General features: G+C 72.4%; 18 protein-coding genes. 2 read left to right on the top strand and 16 right to left on the bottom strand.

What is annotated here, in order from left to right; translation table 11 throughout:
* Positions 1-38: 38 nt before the first annotated feature.
* From ACFWP3_RS25340 to ACFWP3_RS25320, 5 genes are all read right to left on the bottom strand, one after another.
* The gene (locus ACFWP3_RS25340; RefSeq protein ID WP_384225107.1) at positions 39-1,322 is read right to left on the bottom strand and encodes a glutamate-5-semialdehyde dehydrogenase; all 1,284 of its coding nucleotides are present in this window, start codon (positions 1,320-1,322) and stop codon (positions 39-41) included.
* 122 nt (positions 1,323-1,444) lie between these two features.
* A complete protein-coding gene (locus tag ACFWP3_RS25335) occupies positions 1,445-1,876 on the bottom strand; it encodes a hypothetical protein (protein ID WP_384225122.1) in 432 nt (143 codons plus the stop codon).
* Between the two features lie 84 nt (positions 1,877-1,960).
* Entirely contained in the window at positions 1,961-3,088 is a 1,128-nt protein-coding gene (proB, locus tag ACFWP3_RS25330) for a glutamate 5-kinase (RefSeq protein ID WP_384225104.1), read from the bottom strand.
* Positions 3,089-3,165: 77 nt separating this feature from the next.
* The gene (locus ACFWP3_RS25325; protein WP_384225102.1) at positions 3,166-3,600 is read right to left on the bottom strand and encodes a GtrA family protein; all 435 of its coding nucleotides are present in this window, start codon (positions 3,598-3,600) and stop codon (positions 3,166-3,168) included.
* On the bottom strand, positions 3,597-4,622 hold the full coding sequence (locus ACFWP3_RS25320; protein ID WP_384225100.1) for a glycosyltransferase family 2 protein: 1,026 nt from the start codon (positions 4,620-4,622) through the stop codon (positions 3,597-3,599). Before ACFWP3_RS25320 ends, ACFWP3_RS25325 begins: the two co-directional genes overlap by 4 nt.
* 172 nt (positions 4,623-4,794) lie before the next feature.
* On the opposite strand from ACFWP3_RS25320, the gene ACFWP3_RS25315 reads away from it, so the two are divergent.
* Both ACFWP3_RS25315 and ACFWP3_RS25310 read left to right on the top strand, forming a co-directional pair.
* Positions 4,795-7,665 carry a CDP-glycerol glycerophosphotransferase family protein gene (locus ACFWP3_RS25315; protein WP_384225097.1) on the top strand — a complete coding sequence of 957 codons (2,871 nt, stop codon included), beginning with the start codon at positions 4,795-4,797 and terminating at the stop codon, positions 7,663-7,665.
* Positions 7,662-8,834: a glycosyltransferase gene (locus ACFWP3_RS25310; protein ID WP_384225094.1), complete on the top strand. Its 1,173-nt coding sequence runs from the start codon at positions 7,662-7,664 to the stop codon at positions 8,832-8,834. The genes ACFWP3_RS25315 and ACFWP3_RS25310 overlap by 4 nt, the downstream gene beginning before the upstream one ends.
* Before the next feature lie 91 nt (positions 8,835-8,925).
* On the opposite strand, the gene galE is transcribed toward ACFWP3_RS25310, so the two are convergent.
* From galE to rodA, 11 genes are all read right to left on the bottom strand, one after another.
* The gene (gene galE / locus ACFWP3_RS25305) at positions 8,926-9,939 is read right to left on the bottom strand and encodes a UDP-glucose 4-epimerase GalE (protein WP_384225092.1); all 1,014 of its coding nucleotides are present in this window, start codon (positions 9,937-9,939) and stop codon (positions 8,926-8,928) included.
* 79 nt (positions 9,940-10,018) lie between these two features.
* Positions 10,019-11,635 (bottom strand): glycosyltransferase family 2 protein, encoded by a 1,617-nt coding sequence (locus ACFWP3_RS25300; RefSeq protein WP_384225089.1) that lies wholly within the window; start codon positions 11,633-11,635, stop codon positions 10,019-10,021.
* Positions 11,636-11,734: 99 nt separating this feature from the next.
* Positions 11,735-13,180 (bottom strand): GTPase ObgE, encoded by a 1,446-nt coding sequence (gene obgE / locus ACFWP3_RS25295; protein WP_384225086.1) that lies wholly within the window; start codon positions 13,178-13,180, stop codon positions 11,735-11,737.
* Positions 13,181-13,357: 177 nt separating this feature from the next.
* Positions 13,358-13,612: a 50S ribosomal protein L27 gene (gene rpmA / locus ACFWP3_RS25290; protein ID WP_008738950.1), complete on the bottom strand. Its 255-nt coding sequence runs from the start codon at positions 13,610-13,612 to the stop codon at positions 13,358-13,360.
* Between the two features lie 13 nt (positions 13,613-13,625).
* Positions 13,626-13,946 carry a 50S ribosomal protein L21 gene (gene rplU, locus ACFWP3_RS25285; protein ID WP_030013082.1) on the bottom strand — a complete coding sequence of 107 codons (321 nt, stop codon included), beginning with the start codon at positions 13,944-13,946 and terminating at the stop codon, positions 13,626-13,628.
* A gap of 286 nt (positions 13,947-14,232) precedes the next feature.
* Positions 14,233-18,273, bottom strand: a complete 4,041-nt coding sequence (locus ACFWP3_RS25280) for a ribonuclease E/G (RefSeq protein WP_384225083.1) — start codon at positions 18,271-18,273, stop codon at positions 14,233-14,235.
* Positions 18,274-18,508: 235 nt separating this feature from the next.
* Positions 18,509-19,288, bottom strand: coding sequence for a TIGR03936 family radical SAM-associated protein (locus tag ACFWP3_RS25275; protein WP_384225080.1), 780 nt, complete (start codon positions 19,286-19,288; stop codon positions 18,509-18,511).
* A 126-nt stretch (positions 19,289-19,414) separates the two neighbouring features.
* Positions 19,415-20,824, bottom strand: coding sequence for a hypothetical protein (locus ACFWP3_RS25270; protein ID WP_384225077.1), 1,410 nt, complete (start codon positions 20,822-20,824; stop codon positions 19,415-19,417).
* A 121-nt stretch (positions 20,825-20,945) separates the two neighbouring features.
* Positions 20,946-22,871, bottom strand: a complete 1,926-nt coding sequence (locus tag ACFWP3_RS25265; protein ID WP_384225074.1) for a TIGR03960 family B12-binding radical SAM protein — start codon at positions 22,869-22,871, stop codon at positions 20,946-20,948.
* 72 nt (positions 22,872-22,943) lie between these two features.
* The gene (locus tag ACFWP3_RS25260; protein ID WP_384225071.1) at positions 22,944-24,512 is read right to left on the bottom strand and encodes a CHAD domain-containing protein; all 1,569 of its coding nucleotides are present in this window, start codon (positions 24,510-24,512) and stop codon (positions 22,944-22,946) included.
* A gap of 61 nt (positions 24,513-24,573) precedes the next feature.
* The gene (rodA, locus tag ACFWP3_RS25255; RefSeq protein ID WP_384225068.1) at positions 24,574-25,773 is read right to left on the bottom strand and encodes a rod shape-determining protein RodA; all 1,200 of its coding nucleotides are present in this window, start codon (positions 25,771-25,773) and stop codon (positions 24,574-24,576) included.
* Between the last annotated feature and the right edge of the window lie 3 nt (positions 25,774-25,776).

Raw genomic sequence — 25,776 nt, 5'->3', positions numbered from 1 at the left:
GTGCGCCGAAATCCGGCCACACCGTGTTCGGTCTCCGATTACCTGACGTGACCGTCGCCGGTGACGATGTACTTGGTCGAGGTCAGCTCGGGAAGGCCCATCGGGCCCCTGGCGTGCAGCTTCTGCGTGGAGATGCCGATCTCGGCGCCGAAGCCGAACTGGCCACCGTCCGTGAACCGGGTGGAGGCATTCACGGCAACCGTGGTCGAGTCGACCAGCTGGGTGAAGCGGCGCGCGGCGGCCTGCGAGGTGGTGACGATCGCCTCGGTGTGGCCGGAGGTCCAGCGGCGGATGTGGGCGACGGCGTCGTCGAGGGAGTCCACGACCCCGGCGGCGATGTCGTAGGAGAGGTACTCGGCGGCCCAGTCCTCGTCGGTGGCGGGCAGCGCGGTGGCCTTGGTGTCCGCGGCGGCGGCCAGGACGCGGGCGTCGCCGTGGACGGTGACGCCCGCGTCGGCGAGGGCGTCGAGGGCGCGCGGGAGGAAGGCGTCGGCGATGTCGCGGTGGACGAGGAGGGTCTCGGCGGAGTTGCAGACGGAGGGCCGACTGGCCTTGGAGTTGACGAGGATCTCCACGGCCATGTCGAGGTCGGCCTGCGCGTCGACGTAGACGTGGCAGTTGCCGGTACCGGTCTCGATGACCGGGACGGTGGACTCCTCGACCACGGTCTTGATGAGGGAGGCGCCGCCGCGCGGGATGAGGACGTCGACGAGGCCGCGGGCGCGCATCAGCTCGCGGACGGACTCGCGGGACTCGCCGGGGACGAGCTGGACCGAGTCGGCGGGGAGCCCGGCGGCTGCGACGGCGTCGCGCAGGATGCCGACGAGCGCGGTGTTGGAGGCGTACGCGGAGGAGCTGCCGCGGAGCAGGACGGCGTTGCCGGACTTGAGGCAGAGGGCGGCGGCGTCGACGGTGACGTTGGGGCGGGCCTCGTAGATGATGCCGACGACGCCGAGGGGGACGCGGATCTGCCGGAGGTCGATGCCGTTGGGCAGGGTGCTGCCGCGGACGACCTCGCCGACGGGGTCGGGGAGGGCGGCGACGTCCCGTACGTCGGAGGCGATGGCCGCGACCCGCTCCGGGGTCAGGGTGAGGCGGTCGATGACGGTCTCGCTGGTGCCGGCGGCGCGGGCCTTGTCGGTGTCGACGGCGTTGGCCGCGATGATCTCGGCCGTACGGGCCTCCAGCGCGTCGGCGATCGCCAGCAGGGCCGCGTCCTTGGCGGAGCGCGGGAGCGGGGCGATGGCGGCGGCCGCGGTGCGGGACCGCTGCGCGGTGGCGAGGACGGGCGAGGGGGCGGTGGCGGCATCGAGCGAGGTCATGCCGCCCAGGGTAGTCCCCGGTCAAACCCCGGCCGATGGGGTTTCCAGCCTCCGAGACGGCCGGACCGCGCCTCATACTCCCGCAGACTCCGTCCGGGGGACCCCCAGGCGGGGCCGGACGGTCAGTACGGGTGCACGCCCACCGGGTGGGCCGGGGGCGGGCCGTAGCCCTCGGCCACGCGCTGGTGGTAGGTGGCGCGGTCGATGACCTCCAGGCCGACGATCTCCCAGGGCGGGAGCTGCGCCGACGAGCGGTGCTCGCCCCAGAGCCGCAGGGCGACGGCCGCCGCGTCGTGGAGGTCGCGGGCCTCCTCCCAGTACCGGATCTCGGCGTGGTCGTCGGCGTAGCGGCTGGTCAGCAGGAAGGGATGGTCGTGGGCCAGTTGTTCCAGTCCGCGCCGGACGTCCGACAGCCGGGCCGGCTTGCCAGAGACGCTCAGGGTCACGTGCCAGAGGCGGGAGTCGTGTTCCTGCTCGTCCCCGCCACCGCCGCCGCCACCGCCACCGCCGTCACCGTCCCCCGGACCGACACTGGTCAGCGCTCGTCTCACCAGCCGCCTCCTGTCTCTGCCACGCGTGTCGCCCGCCCTTCACAGTTGACCAGCCCACGGCGCGCCGCGCGGCGGTTTTGCCGAACCTCAGCCCTCGAGCAGGACCAGATCGTCCCGGTGGACGACCTCCCGCTCGTACGCGGGTCCGAGTTCCCGTGCGAGCTCTCGGGTGGAGCGGCCGAGGAGCTGCGGGAGCTCCTTGGCGTCGAAGTTGACCAGGCCCCGGGCCACGGCGCGGCCGTCGGCGGAGCGCAGTTCCACGGGGTCCCCGGCGACGAAGTCGCCTTCGACCGCCGCGATCCCGGCGGGCAGCAGCGAGCTGCCGCGCTCGGTGACGGCGCGCACCGCGCCGTCGTCGAGGACCAGGTGCCCCTGGGGCGTGGACGCGTGCTGGAGCCAGAGCAGCCGGTCCGCGGAGCGGCGGCCGGTGGCGTGGAAGTGGGTGCCGGTGGCGCGTCCGGCCAGCGCGTCGGCGGCCTGGCTCGCGGAGGTCAGTACCACCGGGATGCCGGCGGCGGCCGCGATCCGGGCCGCCTCGACCTTGGTGACCATGCCGCCGGTGCCCACGCCCGCCTTGCCCGCGCTGCCGATGGAGACGTGCGCGATGTCCTCGGGGCCGCGGACCTCGTCGATGCGGGTGGTGCCGGGCTGGGAGGGGTCGCCGTCGTAGAGGCCGTCCACATCGGACAGCAGCACCAGCAGGTCGGCCCGGACCAGGTGGGCGACGAGGGCCGCGAGCCGGTCGTTGTCGCCGAAGCGGATCTCGTCCGTGGCGACGGTGTCGTTCTCGTTGACGACGGGCAGCGCGCCCATCGCCAGCAGCTGGTCCAGGGTCCGGTAGGCGTTGCGGTAGTGGGCCCGCCGGCTGGTGTCGTCGGTGGTGAGCAGCACCTGGCCGACGCGGACGCCGTACCGGGCGAAGGAGGCGGTGTACCGGGCGACGAGCAGCCCCTGCCCGACGCTCGCGGCGGCCTGCTGGCGGGCCAGGTCCTTGGGGCGGCGGCGCAGCCCGAGCGGGGAGAGTCCGGCGGCGATGGCTCCGCTGGAGACGAGGACGATCTCCTTCTCCCCGCCGCTGCGCGCCTTGGCCAGGACGTCGACGAGCGCGTCCACCCGGTCGGCGTCGAGTCCCCCGGCCGCGGTGGTCAGGGAGGAGGAGCCGACCTTGACCACGATCCTGCGGGCGTCCACGACACCTTGCCTAGCCGCTGACACGTCTGTCCCCTTGCCCCTTGCCGGAATGCCTGCCTGCTCAAATCTACGGGGTGGCGCGGGACGGCTGCGCGGGGGTTTCAGACGCTGGACCGCCCGGCCCGCACGGGCTCGGACTCCGCGGCCCGGGCGGCGCCCGGGACGAGGATCCTGCGCGAGATCAGGAAGGTGAACGGGATGGCCACGACCGCCGCGACCAGCGGGGCGATCCGGGTGTCCATCCCGGCCCAGGCGACCAGGGCGTACAGGCCGACCGACTGGATCACGTAGTTGGTGACGTTCGTCAGCGGGAAGAGGAGGAACTTCTTCCATGTCGGCCGGGTCCGGTAGGTGAAGTAGGTGTTCATGAAGAACGAGCCGATCATCGCCAGCACGAAGGCGAGCGAGTAGGCGGCGAAGTACGGCATCCACGGGTGCAGGAGCAGGTAGATGCCGAAGAAGGTGCCGGTGTTGACCCCGCCCACGAGGGCGAAGCGGAAGATCTGGCCCAGCTGGTCCTTGCGGCTGCTGTTCATCGGGCGCCGCGCTCCGAGCCGCGCTCGGCGGTCGCGGTCTGCACCGTCTGCGCCGGCTGCACCGTCTGCATCACACGCGCCACGCCGTCCGCGCGCTCCGCCCCGTGCGCTTCCTTCACCAGGAAGTGCGGCCGGCGCTTGGTCTCGTAGTAGATGCGGCCGATGTACTCGCCGATCAGGCCCAGCATGATCATCTGTACGCCGCCCAGGCCGGTGATGATCGCCACGAGGGTGACGTACCCCGGGGACTCGACGCCGTTGGTGATCGCCATGGCGGTGATCCACAGCGCGTACAGGCCGGTCAGGGCGACCAGCGACACGCCGAGCCAGATCCCGATCCGCAGCGGCCGGTTGTTGAAGGAGATCAGGCCGTCCATGCCGTAGTTCAGCAGGGAGCCGAACTTCCACTTGGTCTCGCCGGCCTCGCGCTGCGCGTTGCGGTAGTCGAAGTGGACGGTGTCGAAGCCGACCCAGGAGAACAGGCCCTTGGAGAAGCGGTTGTACTCGGGCAGCGACAGCAGCGCGTCCACGGCCGGCCGCGAGAGCATCCGGAAGTCGCCGACCCCGTCGGTGAGTTCGACGTCGACCCAGCGGTTCACGCCCCGGTAGTACAGGCGGCTGAGCGCGGAGCGGACCTTCTTGTCGCCCTCGCGCGAGCGGCGGGCGATGATCTGGTCGTGGCCCTGGCGGTAGTGGTCGAGCATGGTCGCGATGAGCTCCGGCGGGTGCTGGAGGTCCGCGTCCATGATCACCACGGCGTCGCCGGTGGCCTCGCGCAGGCCGGCGAGCATGCCGGCCTCCTTGCCGAAGTTGCGGCTGAAGGAGACGTACCGCGTCTGCTCGCCGTGCTCGGCCGCGATCTTCCGGAGCTTGCCGAGGGTACCGTCACGGCTTCCGTCATCGACGTAGCAGACCTCGTACTCGACGGACAGGGTGTCCAGGACCCTGCGGATCTCCACGTCGAAGCTGTCGATGACGGCCTCTTCGTTGTAGCACGGGACAACTACGGACAGCTTCGTCATGAACACTTCCTGCTGGGTCCGAACGGGTGATTGTCGGCGACCGGACCCGCCACTCACCTCTTCCTTAGAAGTATGCACGCCGGGAGTCGGCCTGCCGGAGACGAGTGCGGCGCACGGTAGCGTGGACGAGATAAGCGGAATGAGCTGAACGAAACGAAACGAAGGGATCGAGGTGCACGTGCCCGACGTCTCCGTGGTCGTCATCGTCTACAACGACGCAGAGCGTCTGTCGACAGCAGTCCAGTCGGTTTTGGACCAGACCCTGCACGGGGTCGAGGTCGTGATCGTCGACGACTGCAGCAAGGACCGGTCGTACGCGGTCGCCCAGGAACTGGAATCCGCGCATCCGGGGAGAGTGCGCGCCTTCCGGCTGCCGGAGAACAGCGGCGGCTGCGGCGCGCCCCGCAACCACGGCATCCGGCAGGCCACCGGCAAGTACGTCATGTTCCTGGACAGCGACGACGTCCTCGAGCGCAACGCCTGCCGGAACATGCTGGACGCCGCCGAGCGCACCGGCTCCGACCTGGTCTCGGGCATGTGCGTCCGGGTGCACCTGGACAACCGGTGGGAGAAGACCACCGAGTGGTACCCCTGGATCTACGCCCGCACCCGCACGCTGGAGTCGATCACCGAGTTCCCCGACCTGCTGGTCTACGACACGCTCTCCACGAACAAGTGCTACCGGCGCGAGTTCCTGCTGGAACAGGGCCTGGAGTTCCCGGTCGGCATCCACTACGAGGACCTGCTGTTCTCCGCGCAGGCCTACGTGGCCGCCCGCCGCATCACGCTGATCCCGAACCACGTCTACTTCTGGAACGTGGTCGAGAAGGCCGCGGCGAAGTCGATCAGCAACCGGCGCCACGAGATCGCGAACTTCGTCCACCGGATGGAGATCCACCGGCGTGTCGACGAGCTGCTGGCGGCCAAGGGCCACACGGACATCAAGTCCGCGAAGGACGCCAAGTTCCTCAAGCACGACCTGGTCCTGCACCTGCGCGACCTGCCGCTGCTGAGCGACGCGTACCGCCAGGAGTTCGCCCGCCTCGCCAACGGCTACCTCGCCGGCATCGACCCGGCCGCGTACGAGAACGTCACGCACCTCCAGGCCATCTGCGCCTACCTGCTGGGCAAGGAGGACTGGGACAACCTGCTCCCGGCCGCCGACGCCATGACCAACAAGGGCCGGCTCACCTCGCCGCTCGCCGAGCGGGACGGGCGCGTCTACTGGTGCGGCGAGCACCTCGCCGACGAGGAGGCCCGCCGGATACTGGACGTCACCGAGCAGGGCTTCCACACCACCCCGCTCACCTCCCTCACCCTGGGGAACCGTCTCACCTCCTACGAGGACGACGGGCGCGGCAGCGTCACGCTCTCCGGGACCATCGTGAACCCGCTCGGCCGGATCCCGGCCGACGCGGAGCTGAAGGCCTCGCTCGAGCTCCGGGCCCGCCGGCAGATCGGCGTGCGTTCTTTCAGCTTCCCGGTGGCAACCGTCCGGCACGCCGGTGACACGATCGAGTGGACCGGTACGGCCGACATCGGCAGCACCGTCCGCCCGCTCGGCATCATCGACGCTGTCTGGGACGTCCGGCTGAAGCTGACCGCCGGAAGCGACAAGATCATCACCCGGGTCTCGGTCGGCGGCCTCGACCTGGACGCGGCGGCCCGCCTGCGCGTGCGGCCGCGGCTGACCCGGCTGGTCTCCGACCGCTTCGAGCCGGAGGTCACCAAGAAGGGCAACCTCTCCTACGTCCTGGCCGCCGAGGGCGCCGCCGCCGTCCGCACCCAGAACCTGCTCAACAACGCCATACAGGGCAGGACGGCCAACGTGGTCAAACGGGGCCTGCGCAAGGCCCTGCGGATGCGCCGGAGCATGGGATCCGGCGAGCAGAAGGTGAAGGTCTACCACGAGGTCTTCTCGAAGCTGCCGGTCAAGAAGGGCACGGTCGTCTTCGAGAGCCACATGGGCAAGCAGTACAGCGACAGCCCCAAGGCGATCTACGAGGAGCTGGTGCGCCAGGGCGCCCCGTTCGAGGCGATCTGGTCCTACGCGGGCGCCCGGCCCACCGGCTTCCCCAAGGAGGCCACCCTGGTGCGCCGCTGGAGCTGGCCCTACCTGCGGGCGCTGGCCCAGGCCGAGTTCTGGGTCGACAACCAGGGCTTCCCGCTGGCCCTCGCCAAGCGGCCCGGTACGACGTACATCCAGACCTGGCACGGCTCGGCGCTCAAGCGCATGGGCTTCCACGAGCCCCGCACCAAGGCGCAGGGCCGCGCGGGCCAGGCCCGGTTCCAGGCGGCCGTCGACCGCTTCGACCACTTCCTGATCCGCTCCGAGCACGACACCCGGACCCTCGCCAAGGGGTTCAGGCTGCGCGACGAGGTGCTGCTGCGCACCGGCTACCCGCGCAACGACGCCCTCGTCGAGGCGCACCGCAGCGAGGCGGACAGCGGTGAGCGGGTCCGCGGTCCGCTGGCGGCCGAGCTCGGGATCGACCCGGAGAAGAAGGTGCTGCTGTACGCGCCGACCTTCCGGGCGGCCGCGGACGGCACGGTGGAGGGCTTCGCCTTCCCCTTCGACGTGGAGGAGTTCGCCGAACGGCTCGGCGACCGCTTCACGCTGCTGGTGCGCACCCACTACCTCAACAGCGTCTCGCTGCCTCCGTCCGTCGCGGGCCGGGTCATCGACGTGTCCCGGCACCACGACATCACCCCGCTGCTGGCCCTCGCCGACGGACTGATCACGGACTACTCGTCCGTGATGTTCGACTACGCGGTGCTGGACCGGCCGATGCTGTTCTTCGCGTACGACTACGAGAAGTACGCCAACGACATCCGCGGCACGTACTTCGACCTGAAGGAGAAGGCCCCGGGCCCGGTGGTGGCCACGGCCGACGAACTCCTGCAGGCGCTCTCCGCCTTCGAGGAGGCGGACGCCAAGTACGCGGAGGCGCGGCAGCGCTTCCTCACCGAGTTCGGCGAGTACGACCGCGGGGACGCGGCCCGCCAGATCGTAGAGAAGTTCTTCACCAGGAGCGGCAAGTGAGCCAGCAGACCGCCACCCCGGGCGGCCGTGACATCTTCCTCGTCTCCAACAACGTCGACGAGCTCGGCGGCGTGACCACCTGGTCCCACCAGATGGCCCGGCTGTTCACCGAGCGCGGGCACACGGTCCACATCGTCGGCATCGCCCCGGTCGCCGAGGAGATCCGGCAGAAGCTGCCCGCGGACCTCCCGTACGAGATGACCACCCTGTACGACGCCCACCCGCCGGCCGCGCGCCGGCTGCACGGGATCAAGGGCCGGCTGAACGCGCCCGAGCGGCGCCGCCAGGCGGCCCGGCGGGCGGGGATGCGGGCCAAGGCGGAGAAGCTGAGCGAGCTCTTCCGGGCCGCCCGCCCCGGCGGCGTGGTGATCGTCACGCAGGTCTGGGCGATGGAGTGGGTGGCCCTCGCCGACACCAAGGGGCTCAGTGTCGTCGGCATGAGCCACGAGTCCTTCGAGGCCAGCCAGAAGTCCACCCGCGGTGAGCGGGTCCGCCGCCACTACCCCGAGGTCGACCGGCTGCTGGTGCTGACCGCCGAGGACGCGGACCTGTGGATCCGGGCGGGCATGGAGAACGTCGGCAGCATGCCGAACCCGCTGCCCTTCATGCCGCAGGCCCCCGCCCCGCGCACCGCCAAGGTCGTCGCCAGCGTCGGCCGGCTCGCCTTCGAGAAGGGCGTCGACCTGCTGCTGGACGCGTGGGCCGACGCCGCCCCGCACCACCCCGACTGGGTCCTGCGGATCTACGGGGCGGGCCTGGAGGAGGCGGCCCTGCGGGCGCACTGCACGACGCTGGGGCTGGACGACTCGGTGGAGTGGATGGGCAGCACGGGCGACGTACTGGGCGCGCTGCGCGGCGCCTCGGTCTTCGCCCAGGCCTCCCGCGCCGAGGGCTTCCCGATCACCCTGCTGGAGGCGATGGCGGCGGGCCTGCCGGTGGCCGCCTTCGACTGCGCGCCGGGCGTACGGGAGATCGTCACGCACGGCGAGGACGGGCTGCTGGCCCGGCTGGGCAACACGATGGAGCTGGCCGGGCACCTGGACGCGCTGATGTCCGACCGCGAGATGCGCGACCGGCTCGGCGACACCGCCTTCGAGTCGGTGAAGCGCTACTCCAGCGCCGAGATCACCGACCGCTGGGAAGCCCTGTTCGCCTTCCTCGAGCGCTGACCGCACCGGCGCGAGCGCGCACACACGAAACCGCCCGCCCCGGATGCGTCCGGGGCGGGCGGTTTCGTGTGTAGGGGTCGCGCCGGTGGCGTCAGGCCTGGTGGACGTCGCTGTGGGCGTCCGGGCGGGCGGCCTTGTTGGCCTCCCAGCCCGCCCAGGCCGAGACGACCATCTCGCGGACGTCGTGCCGGGCCTTCCAGCCCAGCTCGGCGGTGATCTTGTCGGCCGAGGCCACGACCTTCGCCGGGTCGCCGGGACGGCGCGGGCTGATCACCGGGGCGTAGTCGTGCCCGGTGTTCTCGTTCAGCAGCTGGACCATCTCCGCGACGGAAACGCCCTCGCCGCGCCCGATGTTGACGGTCAGGTCCTTGTAGTCCCCGGCCGCGGCCCACTCGGCGAGCTTGCGGGCGGCCGCCACGTGGGCCTCCGCCAGGTCCTCGACGTGGATGTAGTCGCGGATGCAGGTGCCGTCCGGCGTCGGGTAGTCGTCGCCGAAGATCTTGGCGCCCTGGCCGGCGTCGTACCGCTCGAAGACCATCGGGACCAGGTTGAACACACCGGTGTCGGCGAGCTCGGGGGTGGCCGCGCCCGCCACGTTGAAGTAGCGCAGGCAGGCCGTGGAGATGCCGTGGGCCTTGCCCGCGGCGCGGATCAGCCACTCGCCGGCCAGCTTGGTCTCGCCGTACGGGCTCAGCGGCGCGCACGGGATGTCCTCGGTGACCAGGTCCACGTCGGGCATGCCGTAGACGGAGGCGGAGGAGGAGAACAGGACGTTGCGGACGCCCGCGGCCGCGACGGCCTGGAGCAGGACCGTCAGGCCCTGCACGTTCTCGTGGTAGTAGTACAGCGGCTTCTCGACGGACTCGCCGACCTGCTTCTTGCCCGCGAGGTGCACCACACCCGTGATCTTGTGCTCGGCGATGGTCTTGTCGAGGATCAGCCGGTCCAGGACCGAGCCGACCACCAGCGGTACGCCCTCCGGGACACGGTTCTCGTTGCCCGTGGAGAGGTCGTCGAGGACGACCACCTTCTCCCCGGCGAGCAGCATCGCCCGGACGACGTGCGCGCCGATGTATCCGGCGCCACCGGTGATCAGAAACGTCATGTGTATCTCCCTGGTCCTGTCCGATTTCGGTGTGAAGAGCTCGGCGTGCCGTGCCTGCCGTGGAACAGGCGGTCGGTCTTCAGCCCGCCCCGTGGCCTGCCCGGGCCCGGTGGAGGCGGTTGCGTACGAGGTACAGCGCGCCCTCGGCGCCGGGGGCGAGGCGCAGCGCGAGCGCGCCGGTCCCCGTGCGGTAGGGCTGCGCCAGCAGCACACCGTACCGGCTGCTGGGCAGGGCCCGGCGGCGGAGCAGCCGGCCCCGGGGGCGCAACGAGGTGAACACGGAGGTGCCGTCGGCGCACTGCACGCCCACCCCCACGTTCCACGCCTGCATCCGGCGCAGCCCCCGGCGGCGGCCGGTGGCGGCCACGTCGGCCAGGCGGAACGGCAGCAGCGCGGCCCAGCCGCCCTGCGGGTCGGGGCGCAGCTCCACGGGCTGGGCGAGGACCGGCTCGCCTCCCGCGCGGGGCAGGAAGCGCAGCTGCACGGTCCGCGGACCGGCCTCGGCGAGGCGCCCGTACAGGTCGTGCAGGCGGATCCGGACGGTTCCGCGGCCGGCCGGCTCGGCGTCGACGGTGACGGGCAGCCGGTCCGTCGGCAGCCCCGCCAGGCCGTCCAGCTCCACCGGGAGCTCCTCGCTCCACACCGGGGTCCCGTCGGCGGCTGCCGCGTACGGGGGCAGCAGGCGCGGCGGCTCGGCGGCCAGCCGGGTGAGCCGCTCGGTGTCGGACGGCGGGCTCGCACTGGCGCGCAGCACCCGGGCGATCCAGCGGGCGTGGGGGGCGGCGGCCTCGATGTCGGCGTCGGCGAAGGTGTCGAGGTACTCGCGGGTCAGGGTCCACCAGGCGGCCTGGTACTCGGGGTCCCGGCCGAGCTCGCGCAGGTACATGCGCAGGTCGTACTCGAGGAACTTCACCTGGCAGGCGCCGCCCAGCACCGGGGAGGCCGCCGCGAGGGTGCGGGAGGCCGTGCGGTGGGCCTCGATGCGCGAGCGCCAGTTGGAGACGTCCTTGCGGTCCAGGGAGATCGACACCTGGGCGGCCGCGCGGCGCACGTGCCACACGTAGACGAGGTCGCCGATGACGGCGATGCGCGGGGCCGTGGCCAGCACCCGTGAGGTGAAGACGAAGTCCTCGTAGACGAACCGGCCGTCGGGGAAGCGCAGTCCGTGCTCCTCGAGGAAGGCGCGCTCGTACAGCTTGTTGACGCAGAGGGTGTCCCGGACCAGCTCCGGGCGGTCGGCGGGCCGCTCGATGACGTCGCCGGGGGTGTAGAGGCCCGGCATCCACGGCACGTCGTGGCCCAGCGGCAGCTCGCGCCGTACGGCGGCGCCGACGGTGACCGGGGCGCGGTGCTCCACGGCGGCCCGCACCAGCGCCTCGGCCGCGCCCGCCGGCAGGACGTCGTCACTGTCGAGGAACAGGACGTACGGGGCGCTCGCGAGGGCGATCCCGTCGTTGCGCGGGGTGCCGCACCCTCCGCTGTTCTCCGTGCGGTGGACGACCTTCAGGCGGGGGTGTGCGGCGGCCAGCTCGTCCAGCACCCGCGCGGTGCCGTCGGACGAGGCGTCGTTCACGGCGATGACCTCGGCGACCACCGGGCCCTGGGCGAGGGCCGAGGAGACGGCCTCGCCCACGAGCCCGGCGTCGTTGTACGCGATCACCACGACGGAAACGGTGGGGAGGTTGGAGCTGTTCACCTGGTGGATCCTAGGCGACCCGTGTAAAGACGCCTTCAAAGCCGCCGGGTGGCCCTTGGGGAAAAGGGGCTGGAACGACCGGAACAAGAACGGCCGGAACTAGAACGGCCGGAACTCGTCGTACTCCTTCTGCGCCGAGTCCCCGCGCTGGGCTTCCTTGTCCTTGCGGCGGGTGGTGGCCGGACGCGGGGCGTCCAGACGGTGGTCCTCGCCGCGGCGGCCCAGCATCTCGGCACCGGCCATGACGGTCGGCTCCCAGTCGAAGACGACCGCGTTCTCGTCGGAGCCGATGGCCACGCCGTCACCGGCGCGGGCGCCGGCCTTCTTCAGCGCGTCCTCGACACCGAGGCGGTTGAGGCGGTCGGCGAGGTAGCCCACGGCCTCGTCGTTGTTGAAGTCGGTCTGGCGGACCCAGCGCTCCGGCTTCTCGCCGCGCACGTTGTAGACGTCCTCGACCTCGTCGTAGGTGACGGTGAAGCCGGCGTCGTCCACGGCCTTCGGGCGGATGACGACGCGGGTCGCCTCCTGCTTCGGCTTGCGGGCGCGGGCCTTGGCGATGACCTCGGCGAGGAAGAAGGAGAGCTCCTTGAGGCCCGTACGGGCGACCGCGGAGACCTCGAAGACCTTGTAGCCGCGCGCCTCCAGGTCCGGGCGGACCATGTCGGCGAGCTCCTGGCCGTCCGGGATGTCGACCTTGTTCAGGACGACGAGGCGCGGACGCTTCTCCAGGCCGCCGCCGTAGAGCTTGAGCTCCTCCTCGATGACGTCGAGGTCGGCGATCGGGTCGCGGTCGGACTCCAGGGTGGCGGTGTCCAGGACGTGCACGAGCACCGAGCAGCGCTCGACGTGGCGCAGGAACTCCAGGCCCAGGCCGCGGCCCTGGCTGGCGCCGGGGATCAGGCCGGGGACGTCGGCGATGGTGTAGACGGTCGAGCCGGCCGTGACGACGCCCAGGTTCGGGACGAGGGTGGTGAAGGGGTAGTCCGCGATCTTCGGCTTGGCCGAGGAGAGCACCGAGATCAGCGAGGACTTGCCGGCGCTCGGGAAGCCGACCAGCGCCACGTCGGCGACGGTCTTGAGCTCCAGGACGATGTCGCCGGTGGTGCCGGGGACGCCGAGGAGCGCGAAGCCGGGGGCCTTGCGGCGGGCGGAGGAGAGCGCGGCGTTGCCGAGGCCGCCGCGGCCGCCCTCGGCGGCGACGTAGGTGGTGCCCTGGCCGACGAGGTCGGCGAGGACGTTGCCCTCCTTGTCGAGGACGACGGTGCCGTCCGGTACGGGCAGGACCAGGTCCTGGCCGTCCTTGCCGGAGCGGTTGCCGCCCTCGCCGGGCTTGCCGTTGGTGGCCTTGCGGTGGGGGCTGTGGTGGTAGTCCAGCAGGGTGGTGATCGCCTGCTCGACGACCAGGATGACGTCGCCGCCACGGCCGCCGTTGCCGCCGTCGGGGCCGCCGAGCGGCTTGAACTTCTCCCGGTGAACGGAGGCGCAGCCGTGGCCCCCGTTACCCGCGGCGACGTGCAGCTCGACGCGGTCCACGAAGGTGGTCATGGGTGTTCCTCCAGATACAGCGGGAATAGTCCGGAAAATCCGGTGGCAGGCCTTGCTGCCCATTAAACGTGTCTATGTGACAACGCGCCGAGGGCGGACCTCTCTTCCCGGCTTACGCCGGAAAGAGCTGAGATCCGCCCTCGGGAAGTTACGAACGCTCGATCAGCCGAGGCTGGATCAGGCGGCCGGAACGATGTTGACGACCTTGCGGCCACGGTGCGTGCCGAACTGCACGGCACCGGCCTGCAGCGCGAACAGCGTGTCGTCGCCGCCACGGCCGACGCCCGCGCCCGGGTGGAAGTGGGTGCCGCGCTGGCGGACGAGGATCTCACCAGCGGAAACGACCTGACCGCCGAAGCGCTTCACGCCGAGCCGCTGGGCATTGGAGTCGCGCCCGTTCCGGGTGGACGATGCGCCCTTCTTGTGTGCCATGTCTCAGTCCCTCTTACTTCGCAGCCGCGGGGATACCGGTGACCTTGATCGCCGTGTACTGCTGGCGGTGACCCTGGCGACGGCGGTAGCCGGTCTTGTTCTTGTAGCGCAGGATGTCGATCTTGGCGCCCTTGTGGTGGTCCACGACCTCGGCCGTGACCTTGATGCCGGCCAGGACCCACGGGTCGCTGGTCACGGCTTCGCCGTCGACAACGAGCAGGGTCGAGAGCTCGACCGTGTCGCCAACCTTGGCAGTGGAAATCTTGTCAACCTCAACGATGTCGCCGACAGCAACCTTGTGCTGGCGACCACCGCTGCGCACGATGGCGTACACGCGGATCTCTCTCTCACTCGGGACGGATGCTCCTGAAGCCAGCCGCTCAGTCGGGACCCCGTCTTGCGACAGGACCGCACTGATCCGGATTGGACGAGCGGCCTCTCCCGCACGACGCTTGCGCGTACGGACCGGGAGGAAGGTGCTCAGGAGCGCGGCGCACGCTGCACGGATTCGTACAGGACACGCCGACGGTCTAGGTTACGGGGCCGGTTCCAGGGGGTCAAACCGGGTCCCGCACGGCCGTGGGCCCCGCCTCGCGGCGGGGCCCACGGTCATGGACGGATCAGGCTTCGGCCGGAGCCGAGACGGACGGCAGCGTCTGCTGCTCGGCCGCCGCGGTCTTCTTCGTCGCCCGCTTCGTCGCGGTCTTCTTGGTCGTGGCCGCCTTCTTGGCCACGGTCTTCTTCGCCGCCGTCGCCTTCTTGGCGGTGGTGGTCTTCTTCGCCGCGGTCGCCTTCTTGGCCGGAGCCTTGCGGGCGGCCTTCTTGGCCGGAGCGGCCTCGGCCTTCTCCTCGGCGTCCTCGGCCTTGTCGGCCTTGTCGGCCTTCTCCGCCTTCTCGGCCTTGTCCGCCTTCTCCTCGGCCGCCGGGGCCTCGACGACCAGCACGGCCGCCTCGGCCGCGCCCGCCGGGGAACCGGCCGGTGCGGTGGCCTTACGGGTGGCACGGCGGCGCGGACGGGCCGGTGCGGCCTCGGCCGCGGGGGCCTCGGCGACGGCCTCGGGCTCGGGCTCGGCCGCCACGGCGACCGGCTCCGGCTCGGGCTCCACGACCGGCTCGGGCTCCGCCACGACGACCGGCTCCGGGGCCGCCTCGGCCGCGGGGGCCGGGGCACCCGCCGGGGCGGTGGCCTTGCGGGTCGCGCGGCGACGGGTACGGCCCTTCGGCGCGGCCTCCTCGACGGGGGCGGCCTCGACCGTCTCCGCGGCCTCCACGGCCTCGGCGACGACCTCGGCGGCCGGCTCCAGGACCGTGTCGGCCGGCTCGGTGACCGGCTCGTCCTCGACGACGGGCGCCGCGACCGGGGCCTCGGCACGGGCCGGGGCCGGGGCGACCGCACCGCGCGGGGCGCCCGCCGGGGCGGTCGCCTTGCGGGTGGCACGGCGACGGTTGCGACGGCCGCTCAGACCCGCGGCGGCCTCCGCCTCGGCCGGGCTGCTGTACAGCTCCTCGTCCGCGACGAACTCCGGCTCGGGCAGGGCGCGCGGCGCCGCGACCTCGGCGGCCAGCTCCTCGGCGGTCTCGAACTCCGCCTCGACCGTCTCGACCTCGTGGTCGTGCTGGTCGAAGTCGGCCTTGCCGCCGCGCCGCTTCGAGCGCTTGCCGTTGCCGCCGCCGATGGCGGTCGGCGTCTCCATGTGCACGATGACGCCGCGGCCGTTGCAGTGGACGCAGGTCTCGGAGAAGGACTCCAGCAGACCCTGGCCCACCCGCTTGCGGGTCATCTGGACCAGGCCCAGCGAGGTGACCTCGGCCACCTGGTGCTTGGTGCGGTCGCGGCCCAGGCACTCCAGCATGCGCCGCAGGACCAGGTCGCGGTTGGACTCCAGGACCATGTCGATGAAGTCGATGACGACGATGCCGCCCAGGTCGCGCAGCCGCAGCTGGCGCACGATCTCCTCGGCCGCCTCCAGGTTGTTCCTGGTGACGGTCTCCTCGAGGTTGCCGCCCTGACCGGTGAACTTGCCGGTGTTGACGTCGATGACGATCATCGCCTCGGTCTTGTCGATCACAAGCGAGCCGCCCGAGGGCAGCCACACCTTGCGGTCGAGAGCCTTGGCGAGCTGCTCGTCGATCCGGTACGTCGCGAAGACGTCGACCTCGGAGGTCCAGCGGGACAGCCGGTCGGCCAGGTCCGGGGCCACGTGGTTGACGTAGCCGTGGATGGTCTCCCAGGCGCCGTCACCGCTGACGATGACCTTCGAGAAGTCCTCGTTGAAGATGTCGCGCACGACGCGGACGGTCATGTCCGGCTCGCCGTACAGCAGGCTCGGCGAAGAGGTCGAGATCTGCTTCGACTTCTTCTGGATGTCCTCCCACTGGGCCTGCAGGCGCTCGACGTCGCGGCGCAGCTCGTCCTCGCTCGCGCCCTCGGCGGCGGTGCGCACGATGACGCCCGCGTCCTCGGGGACGATCTTCTTGAGGATGGTCTTCAGGCGCGCGCGCTCGGTGTCGGGCAGCTTGCGGCTGATGCCGGTCATCGAGCCCTCGGGCACGTAGACCAGGTAGCGGCCGGGCAGCGAGACCTGGCTGGTCAGGCGGGCGCCCTTGTGGCCGATCGGGTCCTTGGTGACCTGCACGAGGACGGACTGGCCGGACTTGAGGGCGGACTCGATGCGGCGCGGCCCGTTGGCCATGCCGAGCGCCTCGAAGTTGACCTCGCCGGCGTACAGGACCGCGTTGCGGCCCTTGCCGATGTCGATGAAGGCGGCCTCCATGGACGGCAGCACGTTCTGGACCTTGCCCAGGTAGACGTTGCCGACGTACGAGGTGGCCTCTTCCTTGTTGACGTAGTGCTCGACGAGCACGTTGTCCTCGAGGACGCCGATCTGCGTGCGGTCGCCGTTCTGGCGGACGACCATGACGCGCTCGACGGCCTCGCGGCGGGCCAGGAACTCGGCCTCGGTGATGATCGGGACGCGGCGGCGGCCCTGCTCGCGGCCCTCGCGGCGGCGCTGCTTCTTCGCCTCCAGGCGGGTCGAGCCCTTGATGGACTGGACCTCGTCGGAGGAGGTGGACTCGGCGCGCTCGCGGGCCGGACGGGGCTCGCGGACCTTGACGACGGTGCGTACGCCGTCCTCCTCGCCCCCCTCGGCGGACTCGGCGGTGACGTCGGCGGGCTCCCCGCTGCGGCGGCGGCGACGGCGGCGGCGACGGCTGGAGCTGGAGCCCAGGGCCTCGGTCTCCTCGCCCTCGTCCTCTTCGCCCTCGTCCTCGTCGGTCTCCTGCTCGGCGGCCGGGGCTCCGGTCTCCTCCTCGGCGGCCTCGTCGAGCTCGGCGGCCTCGCCGCGGCGACGGCGGCGGCCACCGCGGCGACGGCGGCGGGACGGGCGCTCGCCCGACTCGTCGCCCTCTTCGAAGTCGGCGGACTCGTCCTCGAGCTCGACGGCCTCGGCCTCGGGCTCCTCCTCGGCGAGCACCTCGGGCAGCGACACCGGCGCGCTCTCGGCGGCGGCGCCGCGGCCACGGCGACGGCGGCGGCCCGACGGCTGCGGGGCGGGGGTCTCGACGACCTCGGCCTCGACCTCGGCCTCGAGCTCGGTCTCGGCCTCCTCCTCCGCTTCCTCTGCCTGTACGGCGGCGGCAGCGGCCGCGGCGGCCATGGCGGCGGTCTCGGGGGTCTGGAACATCGGCTCGGCGAACACCGGGGCCTGGAACACGGCGACGGCGGGACGCGCGGCGCGGCGGGCACGGGCCGGGGCGGGCGCCTCGGGCTCGGCGGCGGGCTGCGGCGCGGCGGCCGGAGCGGCGGAGCGGGTGGCGCGGCGGCGGCCGCCGCGCTTCGGGGAGTCCACGGCGTCGGCGACGGTCACAGCGCGGGCGGCGGCCTTGGGGGCCTCCTCCACGGCGGCGGGAGCCTCGTCCGAGACGGGGGCCTCGGCCGGAGCGGCCGGGGCGGTGACGGCGCGGGTGGCACGGCGGCGGGCACGCGGGGCGGGAGCGGCGGGCTCCTCCTCGGCGACGGCCGGAGCGGCCGGGGCCTCGGCGACGGGCGCCTCCACGACCTCCGCGGCCTCGGCGGCCGGGGCGGTCACGGCGCGCGTGGCGCGGCGGCGGGTACGGGCGGGGGCGGCGGCCGGAGCGGCCTCCTCCACGGGTGCGGCCGGAGCCTCGGCCACGGCGGCCACGGCGGCCTCGGCGGCCGGGGTCTCGGGGGCGGCCACGGCACGGGTCGCACGGCGGCGGGCACGCGGGGCGGGAGCGGCCGGAGCCTCCTCCTCCACCACGGGCGCGGCCTCGGCGGCCGGGGCCTCGGGGGCGGCCACGGCGCGGGTGGCGCGGCGGCGGGCACGCGGGGCGGGAGCGGCGGGCTCCTCCTCGGCGACGGCCGGAGCGGCCGGGGCCTCGACCACGGCGGCCTCGGCGGCCGGGGTCTCGGGGGCGGCCACGGCACGGGTGGCGCGGCGGCGGGTACGGGCGGGGGCGGCGGCCGGAGCGGCCTCCTCCACGGGTGCGGCCGGGGCGGCCTCGGTCACCGGGGTCGTCTCTGCGGCGGTGGCACCGGGCGGGCCGGCGGGCCGGGATGCGGCGCGGCGACGCCTGCGCGGGGGCAGGTTGTCACTCGGGCTGGTGTTGTCGGTGGTGTCGTTTTCGTTGTTGGGCATTGCGGGCGGTTCTCCCGTCACGCTCCCGGGCGCCGCGGCTGACTTCCGGTCCGGCACGGTTCCGCGCGATGAGCGCGGAACCGGCCTCCGGGGCGCGTTCGCCACACGGGAGCTGTAGTCCATGGCCGCCGGTTCCGTACGTGTTGTCCGTACGGCCTGGCGGAAGTCTTCAGGTCAGTGCGCGGCCCGACCCAGGTGGCTCCCGAGTGCCAGGGCTGCGCGACGACGACGATCCCTACGCGGCGGGACCTTCCGGCGCCTTCGCGTCGGCGGCTACGGCGGCCGTGGGTGGGGCGGCCGTGTCAGCCTCGCGGTCGGGCGCGAGCGGGTCGGTCACCGTGCCGGACTCCTCGTCGAAGAGCCCCTGCGCCAGCCTGGTCACCGCAGAGGGGACCGGCGGCGCCAGGTCGGCCACAGCTCGGAGACCGGACAGGACGTCGTCGGGTCGCACGGCAGGTGTCAGATGCCGAACAACCAGGCGCAGTATCGCACAGGCATTGTCCAGGGGCGTATCAGCCGGGGCAGGAAGGGCCTCGAGGCTGACTACAGCGCCGCGCGTGTCGAAGGTCCGCATGCCGTTCTTGGTCCGTCGCTGCACCTCCACGGTCTCGGCGGCCATGAAGGCCGTCACCGCGCGCCCGGCGTCGGCGGGCTCCACGCCGTCCAGGCGCAGCTCCCACACGGAGGCCGTGAGCCGGTCCGCGAGGCCCGAGGTGCGGGCCTCCACGGCGTCGGTGATGTCGAGCCCGGCCGGCATCGACTCGTCGAGCAGCTCTCGGAGCTTCTCGGGGTCGCGGGGCTCGGCGAGGGCGATCTCCAGGTACTCCGCCTCACTGCCGGTCCCGGTCGGGGCGGCGTTCGCGTACGAGACGCGGGGGTGCGGGGTGAAGCCGGCCGAGTACGCCATCGGCACCTCGGCGCGGCGCAGGGCCCGCTCGAAGGCTCGCTGGAAGTCGCGGTGGCTGGTGAACCGGAGGCGGCCGCGCTTGGTGTAGCGCAGTCGGATGCGCTGCACCACCGGTGCGGGAGGCGGGCCTTCGGGCTGTCGCTTGCCCAGTGGTTCTTCTCCTTGTGCGGGGCTCCGCGGCTCGCGCGTCGCCCTGAGCGTCTGGGGGCCTGCGGGCCGCGCCCTGCCCTCGGCTCACCCCTGCCGTTTGTGGAGGGGGCTCGCTGGGATCGGTTCGGCGGGCGCGTTGCCTGCGGCTTTCGTACTACCCAGAGTACGCGCCCGTGACCTCGCCGGTTCCCGGGGAGGAGTACCGAAGAGCGCCTGCCGTACCCCGGCCCGCGCGTCCCGGACGGCGCCGCGGGCGGTGTGCCACACCTCGCCCGCCGCGCTGCGGGAGGTGCGCCATGCCACGCGTGCCGCGGTACGGGCGGCCCGCCACACCTCGCGGACCAGATGCCCCACGGGCGTGGCCACCTGCCGGTAGACCCAGGCCGCGGGGCGGGCGACGCAGCCGCGCCAGAGCCAAAGGAGCCCGCGCCCCAGGGCGCGGCTGACGCGGCCGGCGAGCCGCCAGGTGGCTGCGGCGAAGTGGCCGAGGGGCGTCAGGAGGTACCGGTACAGGCCCCGGGCCAGCCGGGCGGCGCCGCGCCCGAGCGGGGCCAGCAGGTACTGGTGGGTGCCGGTGGCCGCCGGCACGAGGACGTACCGCCACAGCGCGGCCCACGGCCATACGAACACGGCGGCGAGGGCGCGCGGCACGAACCAGGTCAGGGCGTGCCCGGCCGGGGTGAGGACGTACCGGTAGAGCGCGCCGACCAGCCAGGCAGCGCCCCTGGCCGGCGGCACGAGCAGGTACCGCCAGACGGCCGCGAGGGTCCAGACCACGGCCGCGGCCGACGGCTTCAGCAGGTACCGCCACAGGGCGGCAAGGGTCCAGAGCACGGCGGCGCCCGACGGCTTCAGCAGGTACCGCCACAGGGCGCCGAGGGTCCAGAGCACTGCGGCGGCCGACGGCTTCAGCAGGTGGCGGACCGCGGCCAGGACCACCCGTTCGAGCCCCTTGCCGGCCGGCTTCAGCAGGTACCGGTACAGGGCGCCGGCGCCGGGGACGAGCAGGTGCCGCCACAGCGCGGCCCACGGCCATACGAACAGCGCCTTGGCCAGCCACCCCAGCGCGACGGCGGCTCCCCGGCCCAGCAGGGCGAGCCCGTGCCCGAGCGGTAGCAGGACCCGGCGCCACAGGACGGACCCGGCGGGCGCCAGTACGTACCGCCACAGCGCCGCCCAGGGCCAGTAGAGGACGGCGAGCGCGGCCCACTTCAGCAGCAGCCCGGTCCCCCGCGCCAGCCACGCGAGCGCGCGCCCGGCCGGAGCCAGCACGTACCGCCCCAGCCAGGCGAAGGCCCGGCCGGCCACGTCCCCGGCCGGGCGCAGGGCGCGCCGGTACACGGAGCGGGCCCCGAGGACGAGCAGGTCCCAGACCACCCGCACGGGCAGCACGATCACCACGGCCAGGATCCGCACCGGGATCCGGACCAGCGCGTACACGCACCCCTGCCCGGCGGGTGGGGGCTCGTGCCTGCCGTGCTTCTCCAGGTCCATGCCCTTGACGACGCAGGACGGGCCCCGGCCGTTGCACGGGGGACGGGGGCCGCCCCCACGAGAACGCGCCCCCCGCCGGGAGCGGCGGGGGGCGCGTTGCGGGGCCTGGATCAGCCCTGGATCACTTCACGACCGACAGCGGGAGCAGCTTCTTGCCCGTCGGGCCGATCTGGATGCTGGTGTCCATCTGCGGGCAGACGCCGCAGTCGAAGCACGGGGTCCAGCGGCAGTCCTCGACCTCGGTCTCGTCGAGGGCGTCCTGCCAGTCCTCCCAGAGCCAGTCCTTGTCGAGACCGGAGTCCAGGTGGTCCCAGGGCAGGACCTCCTCGTAGGTGCGCTCGCGGGTCGTGTACCAGGCCACGTCCACGCCGTAGGCGGGCAGCGCCTTCTCGGCCGCCTCCATCCAGCGGTCGTACGAGAAGTACTCGCGCCAGCCGTCGAAGCGGCCGCCCGACTCGTACACGGCGCGGATGACGTCGCCGATGCGGCGGTCACCGCGGGAGAGCAGGCCCTCGACGATGCCCGGCTTGCCGTCGTGGTAGCGGAAGCCGATGGAGCGGCCGTACTTCTTGTCGCCGCGGATCTTGTCGCGGAGCTTGCCCAGGCGGGCGTCCGTCTCCTCGGCCGACAGCTGCGGCGCCCACTGGAAGGGGGTGTGCGGCTTCGGCACGAACCCGCCGATGGACACCGTGCAGCGGATGTCGTTCTGGCCGGAGACCTCGCGGCCCTTGGCGATGACGTTGACCGCCATGTCGCCGATCTGGAGCACGTCCTCGTCGGTCTCGGTGGGCAGGCCGCACATGAAGTACAGCTTCACCTGCCGCCAGCCGTTGCCGTACGCCGTGGAGACCGTGCGGATCAGGTCCTCTTCCGAGACCATCTTGTTGATGACCTTGCGCATGCGCTCGGAGCCGCCCTCGGGGGCGAAGGTCAGGCCGGAGCGGCGCCCGTTGCGGGTCAGCTCGTTGGCCAGGTCCACGTTGAAGGCGTCCACGCGGGTCGACGGGAGGGACAGGCCCACCTTGTCGTCGGTGTAGCGGTCCGCGAGGCCCTTGGCGATGTCGGCGATCTCGGTGTGGTCCGCCGAGGAGAGCGAGAGCAGGCCGACCTCTTCGAAGCCGGTCGCCTTGAGGCCCTTCTCCACCATTTCGCCGATGCCGGTGATGCTTCGCTCCCGCACGGGGCGCGTGATCATGCCGGCCTGGCAGAAACGGCAGCCGCGGGTGCACCCGCGGAAGATCTCGACGGACATCCGCTCGTGGACCGTCTCGGCGAGCGGGACCAGCGGCTGCTTGGGGTAGGGCCACTCGTCGAGGTCCATGACCGTGTGCTTGGAGACCCGCCACGGCACGCCGGAGCGGTTGGGCACGACACGGCCGATGCGGCCGTCCGGCAGGTACTCGACGTCGTAGAAGCCCGGTACGTAGACCCCGCCGGTCTTCGCCAGGCGCAGGAGGACCTCCTCGCGCCCGCCCGGCCGCCCCTCGGCCTTCCAGGCGCGGATGATCTCGGTCATGTCGAGGACGGCCTGCTCGCCGTCGCCGATGACGGCGCAGTCGATGAACTCCGCGATCGGCTCGGGGTTGAAGGCCGCGTGGCCGCCCGCGAGAACGATCGGGTGGTCGACCGTGCGGTTCCTGGCCTCGAGCGGGATGCCCGCGAGGTCCAGGGCCGTGAGCATGTTCGTGTAGCCCAGCTCCGTGGAGAAGGACAGGCCGAACACGTCGAAGGCCGAGACGGGGCGGTGGCTGTCGACGGTGAACTGGGGCACCTTGTGCTCGCGCATCAGTGCCTCGAGGTCGGGCCACACGCTGTAGGTGCGCTCCGCGAGCACGCCCTCGCGCTCGTTGAGCACCTCGTACAGGATCATGACGCCCTGGTTGGGCAGCCCGACCTCGTACGCGTCCGGGTACATGAGGGCCCAGCGGACGTCGCAGCTCTCCCACTCCTTGACCGTGGAGTTGAGCTCACCGCCGACGTACTGGATGGGCTTCTGCACGTGCGGAAGCAGAGCCTCAAGCTGAGGGAAGACCGACTCGGTCATCACGCGACTTTCGTGAAGCGGGCAGGGGGCAGCTCTCAAGCGTACCTCTAGGCTCGGCCGCCCCCAGCCACATGATCATCCCAGGGCCGCCCGCAGCCCCGGCTCGGAGGTCTTGGCCCAGACGTCCGGAAGCTCCCGTTCGCGCCGCTCGGCCAGGGCTTCCTCGCGGGCGTAGAGCACGCCCCAGGTGAAGGAGGGTTCGCCCGCGCCCGCCGCCTGGACGCCGAGGCCGCGCAGGGCCTCGCGGGCGACCACGCTGTCCTGGTGGTCGCCGAGCAGGGTCTGGACCTTCTTCACGGCCTTGGCGAGGCGTTTCGCCGGTTTGCCGACGGCGGGCGTGGCCGCCTCCGCCGCGTAGCGGGCGCGCTTGGCCGCCTTGCGGGCCTCGTGCAGGGCCACGTCGCGCTCCCCGCCCGGTTCCATGGCGAGCGCGCCCTCGACCCGGCCCGCGAGGCGCTCGTAGTCGCGCAGCACCGCCGTGGGCAGGACGCGTTCCGCCCGCCCGCCGGCGGCCTTGCGCAGCGGCGGCTCGGCCAGCAGGGCGTCGAGGGAGTCCAGCAGGGCGAGGTAGCGGGCGCTGTCGAGCGCGGCCAGCGCCCGGCGGCGGGATCCGGAGCGGCGGGAGTTGTTCCAGGTGCGCAGCCGGCCGCGGACCGGGCCGATCAGCAGGGCGCGCGGCAGCTCGTCCAGGTGGCCCTGGATCCGGTCGAGCAGGACCTCCTGGTCGCGGTCGACGCCGAGCTCCGCGGCGAGGAACCGCAGTTCCTCGCCGATCGGGTCGGTGACGGCCCGGTCCAGCACCTTGCGGTAGGTCTTGAAGGCGCTGCGCAGCCGCCGGGTGGCGACCCGCATCTGGTGGACGGAGTCCGGCAGGCCGCGGCGCACGGCGGGGTCCAGGGTGACCAGGGCGTCGCGCTGTTCGCGCAGGTACGCGAGCACGTACGCGCCTGCCGTGCCGTCACCGGGATCCGCCGCGGGCAGTGCCGGGGCTTCGGCGCCGGCCTCGGTCCCGGACTCGGACTCGGCCCCGGATCCCGCCTCGGCCTCGGTCTCGGTGAGCGCCCGGGCGAGTTTCGAGGGGGCGTCGGAGACGCGGAGCCCGGACTTGCGGAAGGCCTTCTCGACCGCGTCGAGCAGCCGGGGGTCGATCCCGTCGGCGAGTTCCACCTCGACCTCGGTCCAGGCGGCGGTGGCCGCGCCGCGCTCCGCCCGGACGGTGTCGGTGCTCAGCTCCGCGAGGAGGGCTCCGTCGGCGTCGAGGAGGTGGCTGACCCTGCGCGAGGAGACCAGCCTGACCTGCGGTTCCAGCCCGGCCCCGCGCACCCGTGAGCGCAGCAGGGCGGACAGCTGGACCGGGACGGTGTCGCTGAGGGCGGCCGCGATCTCGTCGCGCACGCCCGGGGAGACGGGCAGCTTGAGGTGCCAGCCCGCGTCGGCGCCACCGGTTCTGCGGCGCAGGGTGAGGCCGTCGGCGGCGAGCCGGTGGTCCGGGGTGTCGTAGTAGACGGCGTCCAGGTCGACCGTGCCCTGGTCGGAGACAGCCGCGATCGCGGCCGTGCCCGTCAGATCCGGCACCCCGCGCCGGGCCGCCGACGCCTTAGTGAACTCGAATTTCCGCTCGATCTCGCGCTTCGTGTCCGCCATAGACCGAACTTAGTCCTGAACGGACGGCGACGGCAGGGTGAACGGGCGATCAGGCCGGGGATCAGGCCGACAATGGCCGTTGCACCTTGATCGACTGAAGTAGTCCGATGGCCACCCACACGGCGAACATCGACGATCCTCCGTACGAGACGAACGGCAGCGGCAGCCCGGCCACCGGCATGATCCCGAGGGTCATCCCGATGTTCTCGAAGGACTGAAAGGCGAACCACGCGATGATCCCGGCGCACACGATCGTCCCGTAGAGCTCGGTGGTCTCGCGGGCGATCATGCAGGCCCGCCACAGCACCACGCCCAGCAGCAGCAGGATCAGCCCGGCCCCGACGAAGCCCAGCTCCTCCCCCGCCACCGTGAAGACGAAGTCGGTCTGCTGCTCGGGCACGAACTGGCCGGTGGTCTGCGAGCCCTTGAAGAGCCCGGAGCCGGTCAGCCCGCCCGAGCCGATCGCGATGCGCGCCTGGTTGGTGTTGTAGCCGACGCCGGCGGGGTCGAGTTCGGGGTTGGCGAAGGCCGCGAAGCGGTTGATCTGGTACTCGTCGAGGACGCCGAGCTGCCAGATCAGGATGGCGCCGCCGGCGCCGGAGCCGATCAGGCCCAGCACCCAGCGGTTGGAGGCGCCGGAGGCCAGCAGCACGCCGAGCACGATGACGACCATGACCATGACGGAGCCGAGGTCGGGCATCAGCATGACGATGCCCATGGGGGCGGCCGCCAGGCACAGGGCCTTGACGACCGTGCGGTGGTCGGGATGGGCGAGGTCGCCCGCGTCCACCCGGGCCGCCAGCAGCATCGCCATGACCAGGATGATCGTGATCTTCACGAACTCGGAGGGCTGGAGGGAGAATCCGCCGCCGATCACGATCCACGCGTGGGCGCCGTTGATGGTGGCGCCGAGCGGGGTGAGCACCGCGATGATCAGCAGGAGCGAGATCCCGTACAGGATCGGCACCGCACCGCGCAGGGTGCGGTGGCCGAGCCAGATGGTGCCGATCATCAGGACCAGGCCGATCCCGGTGTTCAGGGCGTGCCGGGCCAGGAAGTAGTACGGGTCCCCCTGGTTCAGGGAGGTCCGGTTGCGGGTCGCCGACCACACCAGCAGGGCGCCGATGAAGGACAGGGCCAGCGAGGAGAGGAGTATCGGCCAGTCGAGCCGGCGCAGCACCGAGTCGCGGGCGGTGAGCTTGGCCATCGCCCCGCGCTCGGGCGCGTACCGGGAGACGGAGAACTTGTTGGCGGTCTGCATGTC

The organism is Streptomyces sp. NPDC058525, from assembly GCF_042719495.1.
Lineage (GTDB): Bacteria > Actinomycetota > Actinomycetes > Streptomycetales > Streptomycetaceae > Streptomyces.
The sequence above is the reverse complement of the archived record's forward strand: the minus strand, read 5'-3'. Positions and strand labels throughout refer to the sequence as shown.

What these genes read in the sequence shown, in the direction of transcription:
- ACFWP3_RS25325 (WP_384225102.1), bottom strand. Translation starts at nt 3,600, where the DNA reads ATGAACAGCAGCCGCAAGGACCAGCTGGGCCAGATCTTCCGCTTCGCC.
- obgE (WP_384225086.1), bottom strand. Translation starts at nt 13,180, where the DNA reads ATGACCACCTTCGTGGACCGCGTCGAGCTGCACGTCGCCGCGGGTAAC.
- galE (WP_384225092.1), bottom strand. Translation starts at nt 9,939, where the DNA reads ATGACGTTTCTGATCACCGGTGGCGCCGGATACATCGGCGCGCACGTC.
- ACFWP3_RS25270 (WP_384225077.1), bottom strand. Translation starts at nt 20,824, where the DNA reads ATGGACCTGGAGAAGCACGGCAGGCACGAGCCCCCACCCGCCGGGCAG.
- rpmA (WP_008738950.1), bottom strand. Translation starts at nt 13,612, where the DNA reads ATGGCACACAAGAAGGGCGCATCGTCCACCCGGAACGGGCGCGACTCC.
- ACFWP3_RS25320 (WP_384225100.1), bottom strand. Translation starts at nt 4,622, where the DNA reads ATGACGAAGCTGTCCGTAGTTGTCCCGTGCTACAACGAAGAGGCCGTC.
- rodA (WP_384225068.1), bottom strand. Translation starts at nt 25,773, where the DNA reads ATGCAGACCGCCAACAAGTTCTCCGTCTCCCGGTACGCGCCCGAGCGC.
- ACFWP3_RS25260 (WP_384225071.1), bottom strand. Translation starts at nt 24,512, where the DNA reads ATGGCGGACACGAAGCGCGAGATCGAGCGGAAATTCGAGTTCACTAAG.
- ACFWP3_RS25340 (WP_384225107.1), bottom strand. Translation starts at nt 1,322, where the DNA reads ATGACCTCGCTCGATGCCGCCACCGCCCCCTCGCCCGTCCTCGCCACC.
- ACFWP3_RS25280 (WP_384225083.1), bottom strand. Translation starts at nt 18,273, where the DNA reads ATGCCCAACAACGAAAACGACACCACCGACAACACCAGCCCGAGTGAC.